General features: G+C 38.3%; 17 protein-coding genes. 2 read left to right on the forward strand and 15 right to left on the reverse strand.

Going from position 1 to position 15,448, the window contains the following annotated elements; translation table 11 throughout:
- Positions 1–99 precede the first annotated feature (99 nt).
- Genes lepB through ACIFOT_RS12885 form a run of 3 tightly spaced genes read right to left on the reverse strand, consistent with a single transcriptional unit; the run spans position 100 to position 2,302 of the window.
- Positions 100–654: a signal peptidase I gene (gene lepB / locus ACIFOT_RS12875; protein ID WP_430065035.1), complete on the reverse strand. Its 555-nt coding sequence runs from the start codon at positions 652–654 to the stop codon at positions 100–102.
- On the reverse strand, positions 644–1,312 hold the full coding sequence (locus tag ACIFOT_RS12880) for a TVP38/TMEM64 family protein (protein WP_430065037.1): 669 nt from the start codon (positions 1,310–1,312) through the stop codon (positions 644–646). The genes lepB and ACIFOT_RS12880 overlap by 11 nt, the downstream gene beginning before the upstream one ends.
- 48 nt (positions 1,313–1,360) lie before the next feature.
- Entirely contained in the window at positions 1,361–2,302 is a 942-nt protein-coding gene (locus tag ACIFOT_RS12885; RefSeq protein WP_430065039.1) for an LCP family protein, read from the reverse strand.
- Between the two features lie 268 nt (positions 2,303–2,570).
- Here ACIFOT_RS12885 and ACIFOT_RS12890 point away from each other — a divergent pair, with 268 nt between their 5' ends.
- Entirely contained in the window at positions 2,571–2,936 is a 366-nt protein-coding gene (locus ACIFOT_RS12890) for a hypothetical protein (protein ID WP_430065041.1), read from the forward strand.
- 19 nt (positions 2,937–2,955) lie between these two features.
- Here ACIFOT_RS12890 and ACIFOT_RS12895 read toward each other — a convergent pair whose 3' ends face one another.
- Positions 2,956–3,528, reverse strand: coding sequence for a competence protein ComK (locus ACIFOT_RS12895; protein WP_430065043.1), 573 nt, complete (start codon positions 3,526–3,528; stop codon positions 2,956–2,958).
- Between the two features lie 199 nt (positions 3,529–3,727).
- On the opposite strand from ACIFOT_RS12895, the gene ACIFOT_RS12900 reads away from it, so the two are divergent.
- Complete coding sequence (locus ACIFOT_RS12900; RefSeq protein ID WP_430065045.1) at positions 3,728–3,964, forward strand: IDEAL domain-containing protein; 237 nt, start codon at positions 3,728–3,730, stop codon at positions 3,962–3,964.
- A 74-nt stretch (positions 3,965–4,038) separates the two neighbouring features.
- Here ACIFOT_RS12900 and ACIFOT_RS12905 read toward each other — a convergent pair whose 3' ends face one another.
- The 11 genes from ACIFOT_RS12905 to hemE form a co-directional block, all read right to left on the reverse strand.
- Positions 4,039–4,278: a hypothetical protein gene (locus tag ACIFOT_RS12905; RefSeq protein WP_430065047.1), complete on the reverse strand. Its 240-nt coding sequence runs from the start codon at positions 4,276–4,278 to the stop codon at positions 4,039–4,041.
- Positions 4,279–4,420: 142 nt separating this feature from the next.
- Positions 4,421–5,689, reverse strand: a complete 1,269-nt coding sequence (locus ACIFOT_RS12910; protein WP_430065049.1) for a M48 family metallopeptidase — start codon at positions 5,687–5,689, stop codon at positions 4,421–4,423.
- A 97-nt stretch (positions 5,690–5,786) separates the two neighbouring features.
- Complete coding sequence (locus tag ACIFOT_RS12915; protein ID WP_430065051.1) at positions 5,787–6,095, reverse strand: AzlD domain-containing protein; 309 nt, start codon at positions 6,093–6,095, stop codon at positions 5,787–5,789.
- Entirely contained in the window at positions 6,085–6,816 is a 732-nt protein-coding gene (locus ACIFOT_RS12920; protein ID WP_430065053.1) for an AzlC family ABC transporter permease, read from the reverse strand. The genes ACIFOT_RS12915 and ACIFOT_RS12920 overlap by 11 nt, the downstream gene beginning before the upstream one ends.
- 314 nt (positions 6,817–7,130) lie before the next feature.
- Entirely contained in the window at positions 7,131–7,907 is a 777-nt protein-coding gene (locus ACIFOT_RS12925; protein WP_430065055.1) for an enoyl-CoA hydratase-related protein, read from the reverse strand.
- A gap of 78 nt (positions 7,908–7,985) precedes the next feature.
- Complete coding sequence (locus tag ACIFOT_RS12930) at positions 7,986–9,548, reverse strand: fatty acid--CoA ligase family protein (RefSeq protein WP_430065057.1); 1,563 nt, start codon at positions 9,546–9,548, stop codon at positions 7,986–7,988.
- Positions 9,549–9,692: 144 nt separating this feature from the next.
- Positions 9,693–10,682: a lipoate--protein ligase gene (locus tag ACIFOT_RS12935; RefSeq protein ID WP_430065059.1), complete on the reverse strand. Its 990-nt coding sequence runs from the start codon at positions 10,680–10,682 to the stop codon at positions 9,693–9,695.
- Between the two features lie 16 nt (positions 10,683–10,698).
- Entirely contained in the window at positions 10,699–11,433 is a 735-nt protein-coding gene (locus tag ACIFOT_RS12940) for an MBL fold metallo-hydrolase (protein ID WP_430065061.1), read from the reverse strand.
- 306 nt (positions 11,434–11,739) lie between these two features.
- A complete protein-coding gene (gene hemY / locus ACIFOT_RS12945; RefSeq protein ID WP_430065063.1) occupies positions 11,740–13,182 on the reverse strand; it encodes a protoporphyrinogen oxidase in 1,443 nt (480 codons plus the stop codon).
- A 32-nt stretch (positions 13,183–13,214) separates the two neighbouring features.
- Positions 13,215–14,147 (reverse strand): ferrochelatase, encoded by a 933-nt coding sequence (gene hemH / locus ACIFOT_RS12950; RefSeq protein ID WP_430065065.1) that lies wholly within the window; start codon positions 14,145–14,147, stop codon positions 13,215–13,217.
- Positions 14,148–14,256: 109 nt separating this feature from the next.
- A complete protein-coding gene (hemE, locus tag ACIFOT_RS12955; RefSeq protein WP_430065067.1) occupies positions 14,257–15,303 on the reverse strand; it encodes a uroporphyrinogen decarboxylase in 1,047 nt (348 codons plus the stop codon).
- Between the last annotated feature and the right edge of the window lie 145 nt (positions 15,304–15,448).

A 15,448-nucleotide genomic window follows, 5' to 3' on the forward strand; every position in this document is an offset into this window, starting at 1 on the left:
AAATTGGTAATAAAAAAACACGATTGCAAAATCGTGTTTTCCTATTATATGTCTGTTGATTTCCGCTCCAATCAACAGAGTTATTCGATCAATATTCACTTAAAAGTGCACGTCCATTTCGTTTAATGGCCAGTAGCGTAGATCCACTTTACCGACAACCTGGTGTGCAGAAATAAAGCCAAAATGTCGGCTGTCCCAGCTGCCTAGTCGGTTGTCCCCGAGTACAAATAATTTTCCGTTAGGCACCGATTCTACACCGGTAATTTCTTTTAAACTGAAATCGCCTGTTATTTTCACACCGGGTGATTTTTGTTTATACACATTCAAAAATGGCTCATCATACTTATGCCCGTTAATGTATAGGGTATCATCACGATATTCAATTTTATCGCCAGGCAATCCAATAATTCGTTTCACAAAATCTTCTTTTTCATTTGCGTGAAAAACAATCACGTCAAAACGATGTAATTCTCCGACTTGGTATCCAAGCTTGTTCACTACCAGCTTATTCCCGTCCTGAAGAGTTGGCATCATAGACTCGCCTTCAACTACATAATTTGAAAAGAAAAAGGTTCGAATAAAAGCAAAAATGATGATTCCAATGGCAAAAGCCTTCACCCATTCCATTCCTTCTTGTTTCCATTCAATCTTCACCGACATTCCTCCTCCGTTTCTCCTGTTCTTTCATTCTATCTATTTCTCCAGTATGGACATTTTCTAAAGGTTTATTCAATCTAATCTCGATTCGTTTACCTACATACCACAGGATGAAAATAACAATTAATACAATAACCGTTCGATACGGCTGTGTTATCAAGGAATGAATGTCATAACCCACAAAGCTTAGAGTGAAAATCATCACCAGTTTTCCAATACATACCGCAAGCATATATTGAGCAATCCTGATTTTCGAAAGTCCGGCGACAATATTCACGACAGCCGAGGGTGTAAAGGGAAAACATAGTAATATGAAGAGAGGACCGAAGCCATGCCTGTCAACCCAGTCCATTAATTTACGAACCTTCGGGTGATTAGGTAAAAAAGACAATAGCCTTTTTTGTCCATATTTTCGGATTAAAGAAAATACCAGTAATGCGCCAATGCAAGCACCAAGCCAAGAATATAAAAAACCCAGCCAAAGCCCAAAAGCACTGGCATTAGCCATTACAAACAAAAATAGAGGGAGAAACGGCAAAAAGGCTTCAATAACAATAAGCAATATGACAGGAATGGGACCAAGGGCTCGGTATTCCTGGATAAGATTCATCAAATTCTCAATGGTAAACCATGCTCTAATCGATTCGAAATCCATCCGCTTCTCCTTATTCTTTTTCCATTATTTAAGTTAGTCTTTTGGGGCTTATTTTGTAATAAATTGGTGAAGCGCTTCTTTATTTTTTTCGATATCAATATCTAATACCGCTCCCTCTCCTTCTATACGTGGTTCCGTAAAGCTATTTTCGACAGGAATTCTTAATGTCTCTACATTTCCTCTTTTATCGGAAAAGAAATCTTTTGCCATAAAAATCATGTCCGAAGTTTTCATATTTGTATTAACGTACGGAGCAACGACTCCAACTAGTTTTGGGAGTTTTGTAATTGTTTGGAATCCGCTTAATTGGTCTCTAATCGCTTTTACTGCCTTTTGCTGCCGCTCTACTCGTCCAAAATCCCCCATGGCATCATGTCGAAATCGAACATACCCCAGCATCTGTGTGCCATTTAATCGTTGCAGACCAGGTTCTAGGGTCATGTAAATATTCTTTTCCATTTTTTTCTCTACATCAATTTCTACCCCATTAGGGAAAGCTTCATCAATGAGCTGCACAAAGCCTTGAAAATCAACAATCGCATAATATTGCAAGTCAATATCAAAATTTTGTTTGATTGTTTGTCTCATTAATTCAGGACCTCCACGGGCAAAGGCAGAATTTATTTTATGCTTTCCATGGTCCGGAATCTCCACATAACTGTCACGCATAATCGAGGTAAGCTTAAAAGTGCCTTTATCTTCGTTATAATGAGCAATCATTATCGTATCTGCCCTGGCTTTTTCTTTTCCCCGTGCATCACTTCCAAGCAATAAGATATTGGTGTCGCCATACTGATCCTTCTTGCCTTCAAATGTATAAACAACCTTCGTTTCCTTCTGTTCTTTATTTATTTTTTTTAAAGATTGATTAACTCCTTGGTTAAATTGATAATAAGCATATCCTGCCACACCGCCAATTAATAATAAGAATATAAGCAAAATGGACGTCCATCTTCTCTTTTTCTTTTTTTGATGTTTTTCAGACCTCAATGTTATCACCTATCTCGTCCATGTATTTTCTGTTCATCTATCTAAAGCCTTATTTTCTTTTTCAAGGTTTCTTCTTTAATTCATTTTCCCCTATCAGATATCCTTCTATTAATAAAAACTTTCTCACGAAAATGAGAAAATTTGCAATAAAAAAGCTCGCTTTTAAGCGAGTTTTCTAAAAAGGAATGCAGTATTGCTTTTAATGAAGCTTTTATGTAAAATAAAATAAGAACGTTTGTTCTCTTTAGGTAGAAAGGTGTGGTGGTAATTGACCAGGATTCCAGAGAATGATCGCGACATCATGGAAAAAGCCATCTATTTACCGATGGTTTTAATCGTCTTAAATCGGGACTTAGAGGTTGTGGAAAAAAGCCCCTTCAAATTAAAAAAACCTTATTTGAATTTAATTGAGGAAACAATGAAAGAAATCCAGAGGGAACTCTCTGAGGTAAAACAATATATGAAAAAGAACAATCTTCAGGTAATTGAAACAAAACGGGACGATGCCTTTACAATGTTCATGTTTATTTATAAAGGATATGAAGAAAACCATAATTATTTTAATCCTAGAATTCGCAATAAAGTTCAAGAATTAATGGAACTATATTTATTAAAAAAACACCTGTCCCGTTAGAGGATAATAATGAACCGGTTTACTCTTCGCCCTTCGAGAATTCACCAGCATATTCATTGGTACTTTCTGAGGCTTGTAACGACTTGGGAACGTGCAGCAAGTAAGTTAACTTTCTCCCCTTATGGTCAATTCTTTGTAAAATGGTTGATTTTAATAATGCCGTTCTTAATATTTGAGTTTCAATTGTAGAGCATGAAACAGGAAAAAGATAAGATTGTTTATTATGGAAAGTTATCAGCGTTTGGTTTGCCCCTGCTCGACGGTAGTCTTTAATATGCTCCTGTGAGAGCCAAATACATTCAGGACTGCTAGGTGATGCAGTTGGGAAAAAGAAAATGTGATTGGCCGGTTCAATAGCAATTGGGTTTTTGCGATTATAACCAGTTAATTTTCGCGTTCCCCTTTTCCGGCTTTCGTAATCAACGCCAAAGTAATCACAGCTATTTTTTATAATATCTAATGGTTTAAACGGAGACAAGAAACGATCCTCGACTTCATAAATCTGGGAATAAATTTTACTTCCATAAACAACAGGCTTCAAAAACATGGTGCATGAATTAATCTCATATTCTTCAATTTGCTGCTCTTTCAATCCATTCCACTCCTTTTCATACTCCTAATTCCACCATATCTTATCATTTTTATTTTTCCAATTCCTCTACTTTTCTGAATTGTTATTAATTATTCACAATTTATTGTGTCAAGTAAAAATGTTTCTGAAAATTAAAATAATTTAATGATATTATTCAAAAAAACCCATATAATAAAAAAAAGCATCAGAGGTGATTTTCATGAGTGAAAAATCATACACGGAATTAATGAAACTTGGTGCCATGAAACGAAATCGGCTGAAGGAAAATTTCGTCCAGGATTTATACATTGATATGCTCTTATCAGAAATCCAGCTAACAGTTGAAAAGGAAAAATTATTACGAAAAATCGACTTTGCTATTGATCATCGGGACAAAAAGTCATTCCTCCATCTCTCAGGACAGCTTAAAGAAATTAATAAACGATTTGGAACTTAGACTATCGGGTTAATAAAAAGTGCCAGCCTCTCAGCTAACGTGACAGGCTGGCATTTTTTTGATTGTATAACATTTTATGATCTACGAACAAATACGGAAACTCCGAAATTTCCAAATACTTCTTGGAATTCTCTCACAAAGCCGTTTTCTAATAAGCATCTTTGAGCGCGTGAAAAACGATCGTTACGGTCTAAAAGATTCCGACACGGATTAGCACTGCCGAAAACCGTTGCTTGGACAATTCTGCGAGGGGCTCTTCTGTCATCAGCGTTTCTTTCCCAAATAATGAACACAATGTCTGGTTGATTATTCACTATTAGCACCCCCTTTCGTTCCGTTTCTATATTAGATGAAAGGATTAAAAAGCTTGTCTAGTGAAAATATCTATTTATTTGCCTAAATTAACATAAATAGGCTGATGACAAAGTGTTCGTCATCAGCCTGTATTTTACACTGTTACTTTTCATGCTTTATTTGATATTCTTCCAGCATTGAAATCCGGTCAAGCATGGAAGGATGGGTATATCTAAAAATTTTCACAAAGAACGGAGGGTTTACTTGGCTTAAACCTGATCGGGTCAATTCCTGAAAGGAAGTAATGGCAGCTTCAGGGTTTTTGGTCATCTCAATAGCATACCGATCTGCCCGTGTTTCCTGATACCGTGAAGCCAAATTTGTCAGCGGACTTGCTGCAAATAACAGCATGGAAATGATCATAAAAAATAACGGGAGAGACCTTATATCTCTGACATCTGAGATTTTCAATTCTTTTCCCCAGCGATTAACTATCCAATTCATAAATCTATAGGTCAGATATAAACCCAATAGTGAAATTAATAAGTACCCTGCTATCCCCCAATAAATATGCTTTTCAACATAATGACACATTTCATGTGCCATAATAAATAAGATTTGGTCGTCTGTCAGCTTATTTAGAGTCGTATCCCAGAGAACAATCCTTGCGTTTGAGCCAATCCCCGTAACATAGGCATTTAATGAGTTCGTTTTATCCGCCATATTCACTTCAAACACATGTTGGGCAGGAATGTGAGCCTTATCAGCGAGTGCTAATATTTTCGTTTCTAATTCTTTATTTTTTAAAGGATAAAAATCATTGTAGAGCGGATCAATGACAACTGGCTGCAGGAACATCATAAATAAGGTAAAAGGTATGGATAACAGCCAGCCATAAAGCCACCAGCGCTTTTGGCTTTTTTTCATCAGCCAGTATAAAACCGGCACAATAATCAACCATGTTCCGTAATTAAGCCAAAAGTCAATTAGTTCATCCTTCATCCATGATGGGAAGGTCTGGGTAGAAATATGATAGGTTTTGGATAAAGAATAACTTATATAATTCAAAGGTAAAGTGGCCAGGAAGGCAAAAAATGATAACCAAATCAAATAGATGGGAGTTTGCAAGAATTTGTACTTAGCAGAGTTTTCTCCCCACCGCTTAAAGGCCTTAGAAAAGCCAAATAATAAAATTAGAAAATAGAATAGCCATTCAAAAGGCGTTGATAGGAAAAATAATAAATTTCTTATCTTTGAATACTCCTCGCTCAACATAAGCTCTCTGCCATTTAAAAAAGTTGCAGGATCCGCTTTAGTTCCTTGATATTCAAATGGCAGCTTTGGGTCGGCAAGATGGAATAAATACCAATAAAAAAACAACCCATATAGGCAAAAGGCCAAAACCGCATAGAACCCCATTTTTCTGACCATGATTTTGTCCCCCTTTGTGTACAACCTCTCTATACATAGTGTAGATAAAAATCGTTGATTTAGAACTGGACATTAAAAAAAGCCAGCAAAAGACTGGCTACAATAGATAAGAATATATGGCAAGAACTGCTATAGAACCAAGCACAACAAACATGACATTAGCACCTAAAAAAGCGGCAATAAAGGCGGCGGCAGCACCTAAAATACCATACCAAATATCATCTTTTTGAATAAAAATAATCGCAGGGAAAATTAATGCACCTAGTGTTGCATACGGCACATTTTTTAATACCCCTTGAATATAAGGGGGAAGCTCTTTCCCCTTAAAGAGAACGAAGGGCAGCATGCGGGGAATATAGGTAACCATTCCCATTCCGATAATCATCCAAATGATTTCACTTCTCATGTCCAGCACCTCTGTATTTAGCTTTGATGACTTCTGCTGACTCAATTATTATGGCGGATAAAAGGGTTGCCGTCACAATAGCCCACCCTTGTGCCATAATGTGGCCAATAGTAAAAATAGAATTAAAAATGGCCCCGAAGACCGCCAAAAAAATAACTTTAACGTTATTTTTCATCGAAGGAACCAAAAGACCAATAAACATCGCATACAAAGCCACTGCCATACTTTCTTGCAAGGTTTGAGGAAGGTTTGCTCCAATCAAATGACCTAGGCCAGAAAAAACAACCCAGCTTGTATAGGAAACCGATATAACCCCAAATAGAAAGCCTGTAGATGCAGTGCCCTCTTTAGTGGCCACGACAGAAAAGGTTTCATCCGTTATGCCGAAAGAATAGATTACCTTATTAATTAAATGGTCTTCTTCACATTTTTCATTTAAGGATGTACTCATTAAAAAATGACGAATGTTTACGATGAAAGTTGTTAAGATAATCTCAAAAATCCCTGTCCCGTAGGCAATTAAACTTAATGAAATATATTGCGATGCGCCGGCAAACACAATAAGACTCATTAATATTGTTTCATAAATTGAAAGCCCCGAAGTTTTTGCGAGGAGACCAAAAGTCAGTGCAATCGGAAAATAGCCAATCCCGATGCTTATTCCTGCTTGCAATCCTTTTTTAAATTCTGATGACTCTTTTTCTAATGCCAATTCTGACAACCTTATTCCCCCCTTGTTTCATATACACAATTAAGAATAAATTTTAGCAAATTTTCAGATAGAATGAAATAAAAAAGCGGTCACGCGGACTCGTGACCTTGGTTTGAGACTTGTCGTGTCCTCTATAGCCCTTATTGCGGACTCGGTACTTTGGTTTGGAGCTTGCCCCGTCCTCAATCGCCCTTATTGTGGACTCGTGACCTTGGTTTGGGGCTTTTCGAGTCCTCTATAACCCTTATTGTGGACTCGTGACCTTAGTTTGAGGCTTTCTTTGTCCACAATAATTCATAAAAAAACATGGCGGGCAGCCATGTTCATTTCCCTTTAAATACTGGTTTTCTTTTCTCAGCGAAGGCCTGCAAAGCTTCAATCCGATCTTCAGTAGGAAGCGTCACCTCATAGGCTTTTCGCTCGATTTGCAGACCAGTGGTTAAATCAGTATTCATTCCATTTTTGATAGCAAATTTCGCTTGCTGTAAAGCTACTGGGCCATTTGCAAGCAGCCCGGAACAAAAAGCGATACTTTCTGAGAGGAGCTGTTTACGATCAACAACCTTTGTCAAAATCCCGTAACTAAACGCCTCGTCAGCAGTAAGCCTGCGTGCGGTTAAAATAAGCTCTAACGCTTTGTCTTGGCCGATTAATCTTGGCAGGCGCTGAGTCCCTCCTGCACCGGGTATAATCCCAAGACTTGTCTCAGTTAATCCCATTACTGCAACATTTGCAGCAATGCGAAAATCGCAGGCAAGGGCGAGTTCCATTCCGCCGCCAAAGGCAAAGCCGTTAATAGCAGCTACAGTCGGCTGCGGCAGTTGATCAATTGCATTAAATACCTCATTAATTTTGTATAAATTTCGTTTCACTTGTTCATCGGTAAGGTTTTTTCTCTCTTTTAAATCAGCCCCCACACTAAAGGCTTTTTCACCCGCTCCACTAAAAATAACAGCGCGGATTTCTTGATTAATACGAATGTCTTCTACCTTCCTTTGCAGCTCAAGTAAAGTTTCATAATTAAAAGCATTTAGTGATTCTGCACGATTAATCGTAACAACTGCAATATGATTCTCTAAATTTACTAAAATTTGCTCCATGATTTCCACCCCTTTTTAATCCTCTTTAAAAATTCGAAAAAGGCAAGCCAAAAGCCTGCCTTATTTAAAAAAAATATATTATTTTACTGCCGTTTCCGTTAGTTGTGTTTTTAATGCACGTCTTAATATTTTCCCGGTCGTATTCTTTGGAAGCTCATCTAAAAATTCAATTAATGATGGAACTTTATATTTAGCCAGGTGTTCTATACAATACTCAAGTAATCGTTCAGCTGTCAGCTCAGGATTTTTACTAACAACAAAAGCTTTTAGGGTTTCTCCTTGATTAGGATCAGGAACACCAAGAACCGCCACTTCTACAACATCTTTGTGATTGTAGATGACTTCCTCTACCTCACGCGGATAAACATTATATCCGCCAACGATAATTAAATCTTTTTTTCGATCGACAATATAAAAATAGCCATCTTCATCCCTTCTAGCTATATCGCCAGTATAAAGCCACCCATCCTTAATTGTAGCTGCAGTTTCCTCAGGCATTTTATAATAGCCTTTCATCACATTTGGACCACGAACGATTAACTCCCCAGCCTCTCCAAAAGGCACTTCTTCCCCCAGCTCGTTCACCACTTTGTTTTCTACATTAACAATAGTAGTTCCAATCGAACTAGGCTTCCGTGGACGATCAAGTGGGTTAAAGCATGTTACTGGGGAGGCCTCAGATAAGCCGTATCCTTCAGAAACTAAAACATTAAATTTCTGCTCAAAATTCTTTAAAAGGGCATCTGGAAGTGATGCACCACCAGAAATGCATAAACGTAATGTTTTTAAATCTTCTGGATTCCCCTCTGGAAATTGATAAAGGAAATTATACATGGTTGGGACGCCTGCCAAAACAGTTGCTTCATATTCTTTTGCAAGTCCAAAGACTTCCTTAGGGCTGAACCTTGGGGCAATCAACAATGTCGCACCGCTCAATAATGGTGCATTCAAGGCTACTGTTAAGCAAAAAACATGGAACATTGGCAGAGTTGTGATAATCCGGTCATCGTTGTTCATTTTTAAATATTCTCCAACATCCTTAGCATTGCTATATAAATTCTTATGGGTCAGCATGGCTCCCTTTGGTTTCCCTGTTGTTCCTGAAGTATAGAGAATGATGGCTGTATCATCTTCATCCAGCTCAGGCCCTTTAAAACTAAAATCACCGAGCGCCACTACATCTGTAAACGATTTCAATTTTGAGAACACCGATAGATTTTCCAATTCTGACTGAACCATACCATTTGGCTTCGTTTCACAAAATACGTAATGTTCAACTTTTGGCATCAGGGTATGCACTTTTTCGGCCAAAGGAATCGCTAAGTCAAGGGCTACAACTGCTTTAACATCGCCATTATTTAAGATATAGCCAATTTCCTCCGCTGTATAAATTGGATTAACGGGAATAACGGTTGCCCCCAGACGTAATGCCCCATATAAGCTGATGACAAAATGCGGAGAATTCCCCAACAATAAAGCAATATGATCCCCTTGCTTGACCCCCAATTTTTCTAACCCAGATGCAAACTTAGTAATCGCACCATCCAATTCGGCATAGGTACTGGACTGGCCCATAAAATAATAGGCTGTTTTTTTCGCATAGGCCTTAGCTGTTTGAAGAAGCTGTGATGATAGATCCATAATTCTCCCCTTTTATTGAATGAGCACTCATTCATTTAATCGTAAAAATTTTCTAAATATATTATATTTAAAGAATTTTATGTATTCAAGTATAACATGCAGAAAAATATAAAAACGCGATGCTAAAACCATCGCGTTTCATTCTTAATAAATCAAATTGATAAATTCATCTTTTGAAATTTTGCCAAAATAGTAGGTAGTATCGATATCTATGAGAACTTTATCGATTTCACCTTTTTCATATCTAACACCTTTTAACTTGTTTTCTAGCTCACTAACATCACCAACACCAAAAAAGTCACCATAGATTTTGCAATTTTCAATCGTTCCTTTATTGACTTCCAAACGGACATCGATGGAACCCACAGGAAAGCGGTGGGAATGCTGCAGGTTGAATTTTGGCGATTTCCCGTAGTTCCATTCCCAATTTTGGTAGCGTTCCCTAGAAAGCTGGTGAATTTTCTCCCAATCCTCTACAGTAAGCACATATTCGGAAATTTCGCCTTTTCCTTCAAAAATATATTTTAGAATCAAGGAGCGAAATTCCTCAATCGTAATTTTTTCAGTTAGATATTCAGATATATTGGCCACACGGCTGCGGACAGATTTAATTCCCTTTGATTCAATCTTATCTTTCTTCACCTTCAGAGCAGAGACGACATGGTCCATTTCTGAATCAAATAATAGTGTTCCATGACTGAACATCCTGCCCTTTGTTGAAAATTGTGCATTTCCAGAAATCTTTCTGCCTTGGACTTCAATATCATTTCTGCCGCTTAGCTCCGCATTTACCCCTAATTTTTGCAGTGCCTTTATAACAGGCTCGGTAAATTTACGGAAATTATGAAAGCTTTCCCCATCATCCTTCGTTATAAAACTAAAATTCAAGTTTCCAAGATCATGGTACACTGCACCGCCGCCCGATAAACGTCGTACAACATGAATACCATTACCCTCAACATACTCGGTATTAATTTCTTCAATGGTGTTTTGATTCTTTCCAATAATGATGGAGGGTTCATTTATGTAAAATAGTAGGTATGTCTCATTGATATCAAGATTTTTCAGCGCATACTCTTCAATTGCAAGATTAATGCGTGGATCTGTGATACCTTTATTATCGATAAATAACATACAAGAAGGGGCCCCCTTATAGTGAAATAGTTTGGAATTCTTCTGCAAGTTTAATTATACCAGCAAATTCACCAGATGCTTCCCTAAGTAATTCAGATAATTTTCCGTAATGCGGCAGGTGTGTAAGTATTAATTGCTTAACACCGGCATTGGCCGCGAGGCTGCCAGCCTCTAGACTATTCATATGTCCGGCTGACTTTCCATTTTGATGGCCATAAAAATTACACTCACACAATAAAACATCGGCACTTTGGCTAAATTGAATAAACTCTTCTTTAAAAGCACTGTCCGCCGTGTAAACAATTACCTTTCCGGCTGCCTCTATTCTCATCGCATAGCATGGGGCCGGATGTTCGGTCTTTAAAAAGGAGATTTGGAAGGGTCCAACTGCAAGACTTTCAGCTGGATCATATGGGATCCCTTTTGTTATGTTTTTATAGGTAAGCTTGGTAAATTCATATTGATCATAATGGTGTCCGTATATCGGAAGGGTTGGAAAATCTTTGCCTAAGAAACCTTGAATTAATCTGGCATGCTGCAGAACACCGATATCCGCTGTATGGTCAGGATGGTAATGAGAAATGATGACCGCATTAAGGTCTTCCGGCTCTAAAACATTTTGCAATTTTGCGAGAACACCGCTTCCACAATCGATTAATAAATGAAAACCTTCGTGTTCAAGTAAATATCCAGAGCTTGCCCCATTCGTCTTCGGATAACCGCCCCAATATCCAATTACTGTTAGTTTCATTACGAACTCCTCCATCAAATTAAACTGATTAACTATACTATACACCAACCTTTCATAAACAGAAAAACCAACCGGATCATAGATTCGGCTGGTCTAAATCAGACCTTATTCACTGACGATGTTTTTGTATTGAGATTTATGTCTCATGGTGAAATAACCAATTGTTCCAAGTGTGAATACAAATAAGAAGCTCACCAAATCATGAAATTTTGCCACATGAAGCTATAGTCACCACTTGAAATCACAGCCTTAAAGCCTTGAACTGAATACGTCATTGGTAGAAAAATGTAAAAAAGAAAGCTGTTATCAATGAACAGCTTCCTTAGATAATCCCTTCCATTTTACATAATCCAAAACGGATTTTACTGCGGCTTCTCCTTGGTCTATGCAATCCGGAACTCCTACACCGCCATAGGATGCACCTGCCAAAAATACTCCTGGAAGCTCTTCTTTCACATGAGCAAGAATGGTTTCAAGGCGCTGTTTATGGCCGACAGTGTATTGCGGCATTGAGTCTTTCCAACGGGAAACAATCGCGAAGTCGGGCTTCATCGTTATCTTCATCGTCTTATTTAAATCGTCAAGAACAATCTTAGTAATTTGGTCATCTGAAAGGTCAACAATTGTTTCGTCCCCTGCTCTGCCTACGTAACAACGGAGCAGTACTTTTCCTTTCGGAGTGGAATGGGCCCATTTTTTATGGGTCCACGTGCAGGCTGTTATAGAATAGTCACCATTTCTTGAAACAACAAACCCTGTTCCATCGATATCCTGCTTAACAGCCTCTTCCGGAAAGGCCAGAGCTACAGTTGCAACCGATGTGGAAGGCACTGATTTAAAAGGATCAAAAAAGTTATATTGTGAAAACATCATTTGCGTTACTTGGTGAGGTGTGGCCGCAATAATGCTATCTGCATACATGGTTTCCCCATTATTTAAATAAATTTCATATTCATTGTCAGTTTTCGTGATTTTATCAACACGATGCCCTTTTAAAATTGAAGAAGGGTCTAATTTCGCTTCAATCGCTTCAGCAAACGATTGAAGACCGCTGACAAAAGTTAAAAATGCCCCTTTTGTTTTTTCTGTACTTACAGGCTTTTTTTGTTGAGCGGGAGTTGATTTTTTCATCCCCAGGATTAGGCTTCTGTATTTTTGCTCTACTTCATAAAATTGTGGAAAAGTTGACATTAAGCTTAATTGATCAATATCGCCGGCGTATATACCCGATAATAATGGCTCAATTAAATTCTCAACCACCTCATCACCGAGCCTTCTTCTAAAAAACTCTCCTAAAGATTGGTCTTTCCCGCTTTCAGACCGAGGGAGAACAAAATCAGCTGCAGCTCTTAATTTGCCAGGAAGAGAAAATAAACCGGATGTGATAAAAGGTCCAATTTCTGTTGGGATTCCCATAATTGAACCTCCCGGCATGGAATGAAGCTTTTCGTTGACTAAAACATAGGATTTTCCTGTGGAATTATGAACTAATTGATCATCCATCCCCACTTCTTTTGCCAGCCTTACCATACTGGTCTTTCTTGCTAAAAAGGAATCTGGACCTCTTTCAATCGTAAATCCATCTCTGACAACCGTTTGCATCTTACCTCCGAGACGGTGGGATGCTTCAACTAGTTTAATTTCGATAGGAAGTGTAAGCTCCTTAGCTGCTTTTTGAAGGTAAAATGCTGACGTAAGCCCCGCTATTCCTCCCCCGATAATGACAACCTTTTGTTTTTCTTCCTCCACGGACCTCACCTTCTTCCATTATATTTCCTATCTTACCGCTCCAATTCTTTAAGGACGACGCTGGAAACAGCATCAATAAACTCTTCTTTAGAATTTGGCATTTCAGCACGATAGTAGCTGACTCCTAATTCGTCAGTAACTGCTTTGCATTCGATATCGTTATCGTAAAGCACCTCAAGGTGATCACACACAAACCCGACAGGAGCAAATACGAATGCTTTATATTGATGCTCATTAAATAATTCCCTTGTTAAATCCTGGACATCAGGCCCCAGCCATGGTTCCGGGGTATTTCCGGCACTTTGCCAGCCAATCACATAATTTTTTACTCCAGCACGTTTCGCAATTAAATCCGCTGTTTCTTGCAGTTGTTTTGGATATGGGTCACCAAATTGCAAAATTTTCTCTGGCAGACTGTGTGCAGAAACGATTAGTATCGCTTCATCTTTTTCTTCCTCGGGCATGGATTCAAATACTTTTGTTATCTTATCTGCCCAATAGTCGATAAATTTGGGTTCCTGGTACCAGCTTTCTATTGTTTTAATTTTAAGGTTTCCCAATTTTGCTGCTTCCTCAACGGCACGTCCATTGTATGATTTCACACTGAAGGTTGAAAAATGCGGGGCAAGGACCATACTAACCGCCTCTTCAATCCCATCCTTATGCATTAGTTTGACAGCATCCTCAATAAATGGATCAATATGCTTTAATCCGAGATACATTTTAAATTCGATTTCATCCTGGATTTTATTTAAATGCGCTTCAAGTTTCTCCGCTTGTTCTAGAGTTATTTTTGCTAATGGAGAGATCCCTCCAATTGCTTCATACCGATTGCGAAGGTCTTCAATCATTGCATCGGTTGGTTTCCGGCCATGTCGAATATGGGTATAATATCTCTCTAAATCATCTAATTTATATGGGGTACCGTATGCCATTACGAGCAAACCCATTTTCTTTTTTGTCATGTTCGCACCTCATTTTAAAGTCTTTTTCACTTTCTCCGGTGATGGAGGTATCACTTTATTGTGCCAAAAAATTGGACGCCTTACCAATTTTAACACTTAACTGTGAGACCTATAGACCTAATTTTGATGCTGAATACTCATGGATAAATGAAGTTAATTTTTTCAATGTTTCCGGGTTAACAGAAGGGAAAACTCCATGTCCTAAATTAAAGATATATCCATTCTGAGCCATACCTTGGTCTACGATTGCTTTAGCTCTTTCCTCAATGACTTCCCATGGAGCCAGCAAAATCGCAGGGTCAAGATTTCCTTGTACAGTTTTCTGGATACCCAGCTCTCTAGCCTGCCCGATCGGCAAGCGCCAATCTAAACCAACAACATCGAGAGGAAGATCATTCCATTCTAATGCCAAATGACTTGCCCCGACACCAAACATGATTAATGGAACATTTTCTTCTTTTAAAGAAGTAAAGATTCTGTTCATTACCGGTTTGATGAAGTAACGGTAATCCTCTACATTCAGGGCACCTACCCATGAATCGAATATTTGGATTGCTTTTGCACCCGCTTTTATTTGCGACTTCACATATGTTATGGTCATATCAGCTAACTTATCCATTAACGCAAACCAAGCTTTTGGCTCCGTGTACATAAATGCTTTTGTTTTGTTATAGTTTTTCGATGGGCCGCCTTCAATCATATAGCTGGCTAGGGTGAATGGCGCACCGGAAAAACCAATTAACGGCACGGATAATTGTTCAGTAGTCAATAATTTGATGGTTTCGAGCACATAGGGAACGTCTTCCTCAGGATTTATTTCGCCTAGTTTTTCTACATCGGCTAAGGAACGGATTGGATTGTCAATAACTGGTCCAATTCCCCCCTTAATTTCTACCTGCATTCCTATCGCCGGAAGAGGTGTCATGATATCTTTATATAGAATTGCTGCATCGACGTTATATTGCTCAACCGGCAAACGTGTTACATACGCACAAAGCTCTGGCTGATGGGTAATTTCAAATAGCGAATACTTTTCTTTTATTTCTCGATATTCTGGCTGCGATCTCCCTGCCTGCCGCATATACCAAACTGGAACGTAGTCGGTTTTCTCCCCCTTTGCAGCTTTTAAAAATGTTTCATTAATCGGTCTGGTCATAAAAAAAAGTCCACCTTTCAAAGACATGTCTGTTTTCCATTTTAATATATAACGGAGGAATTTAAAAACTTTCTAATATATAGACTGTATCCACTATATCTATTAAACCTATTTCTGTATAGATAACGAGCATATCTGTCAAAAA

The organism is Neobacillus sp. NRS-1170 (assembly GCF_050468025.1).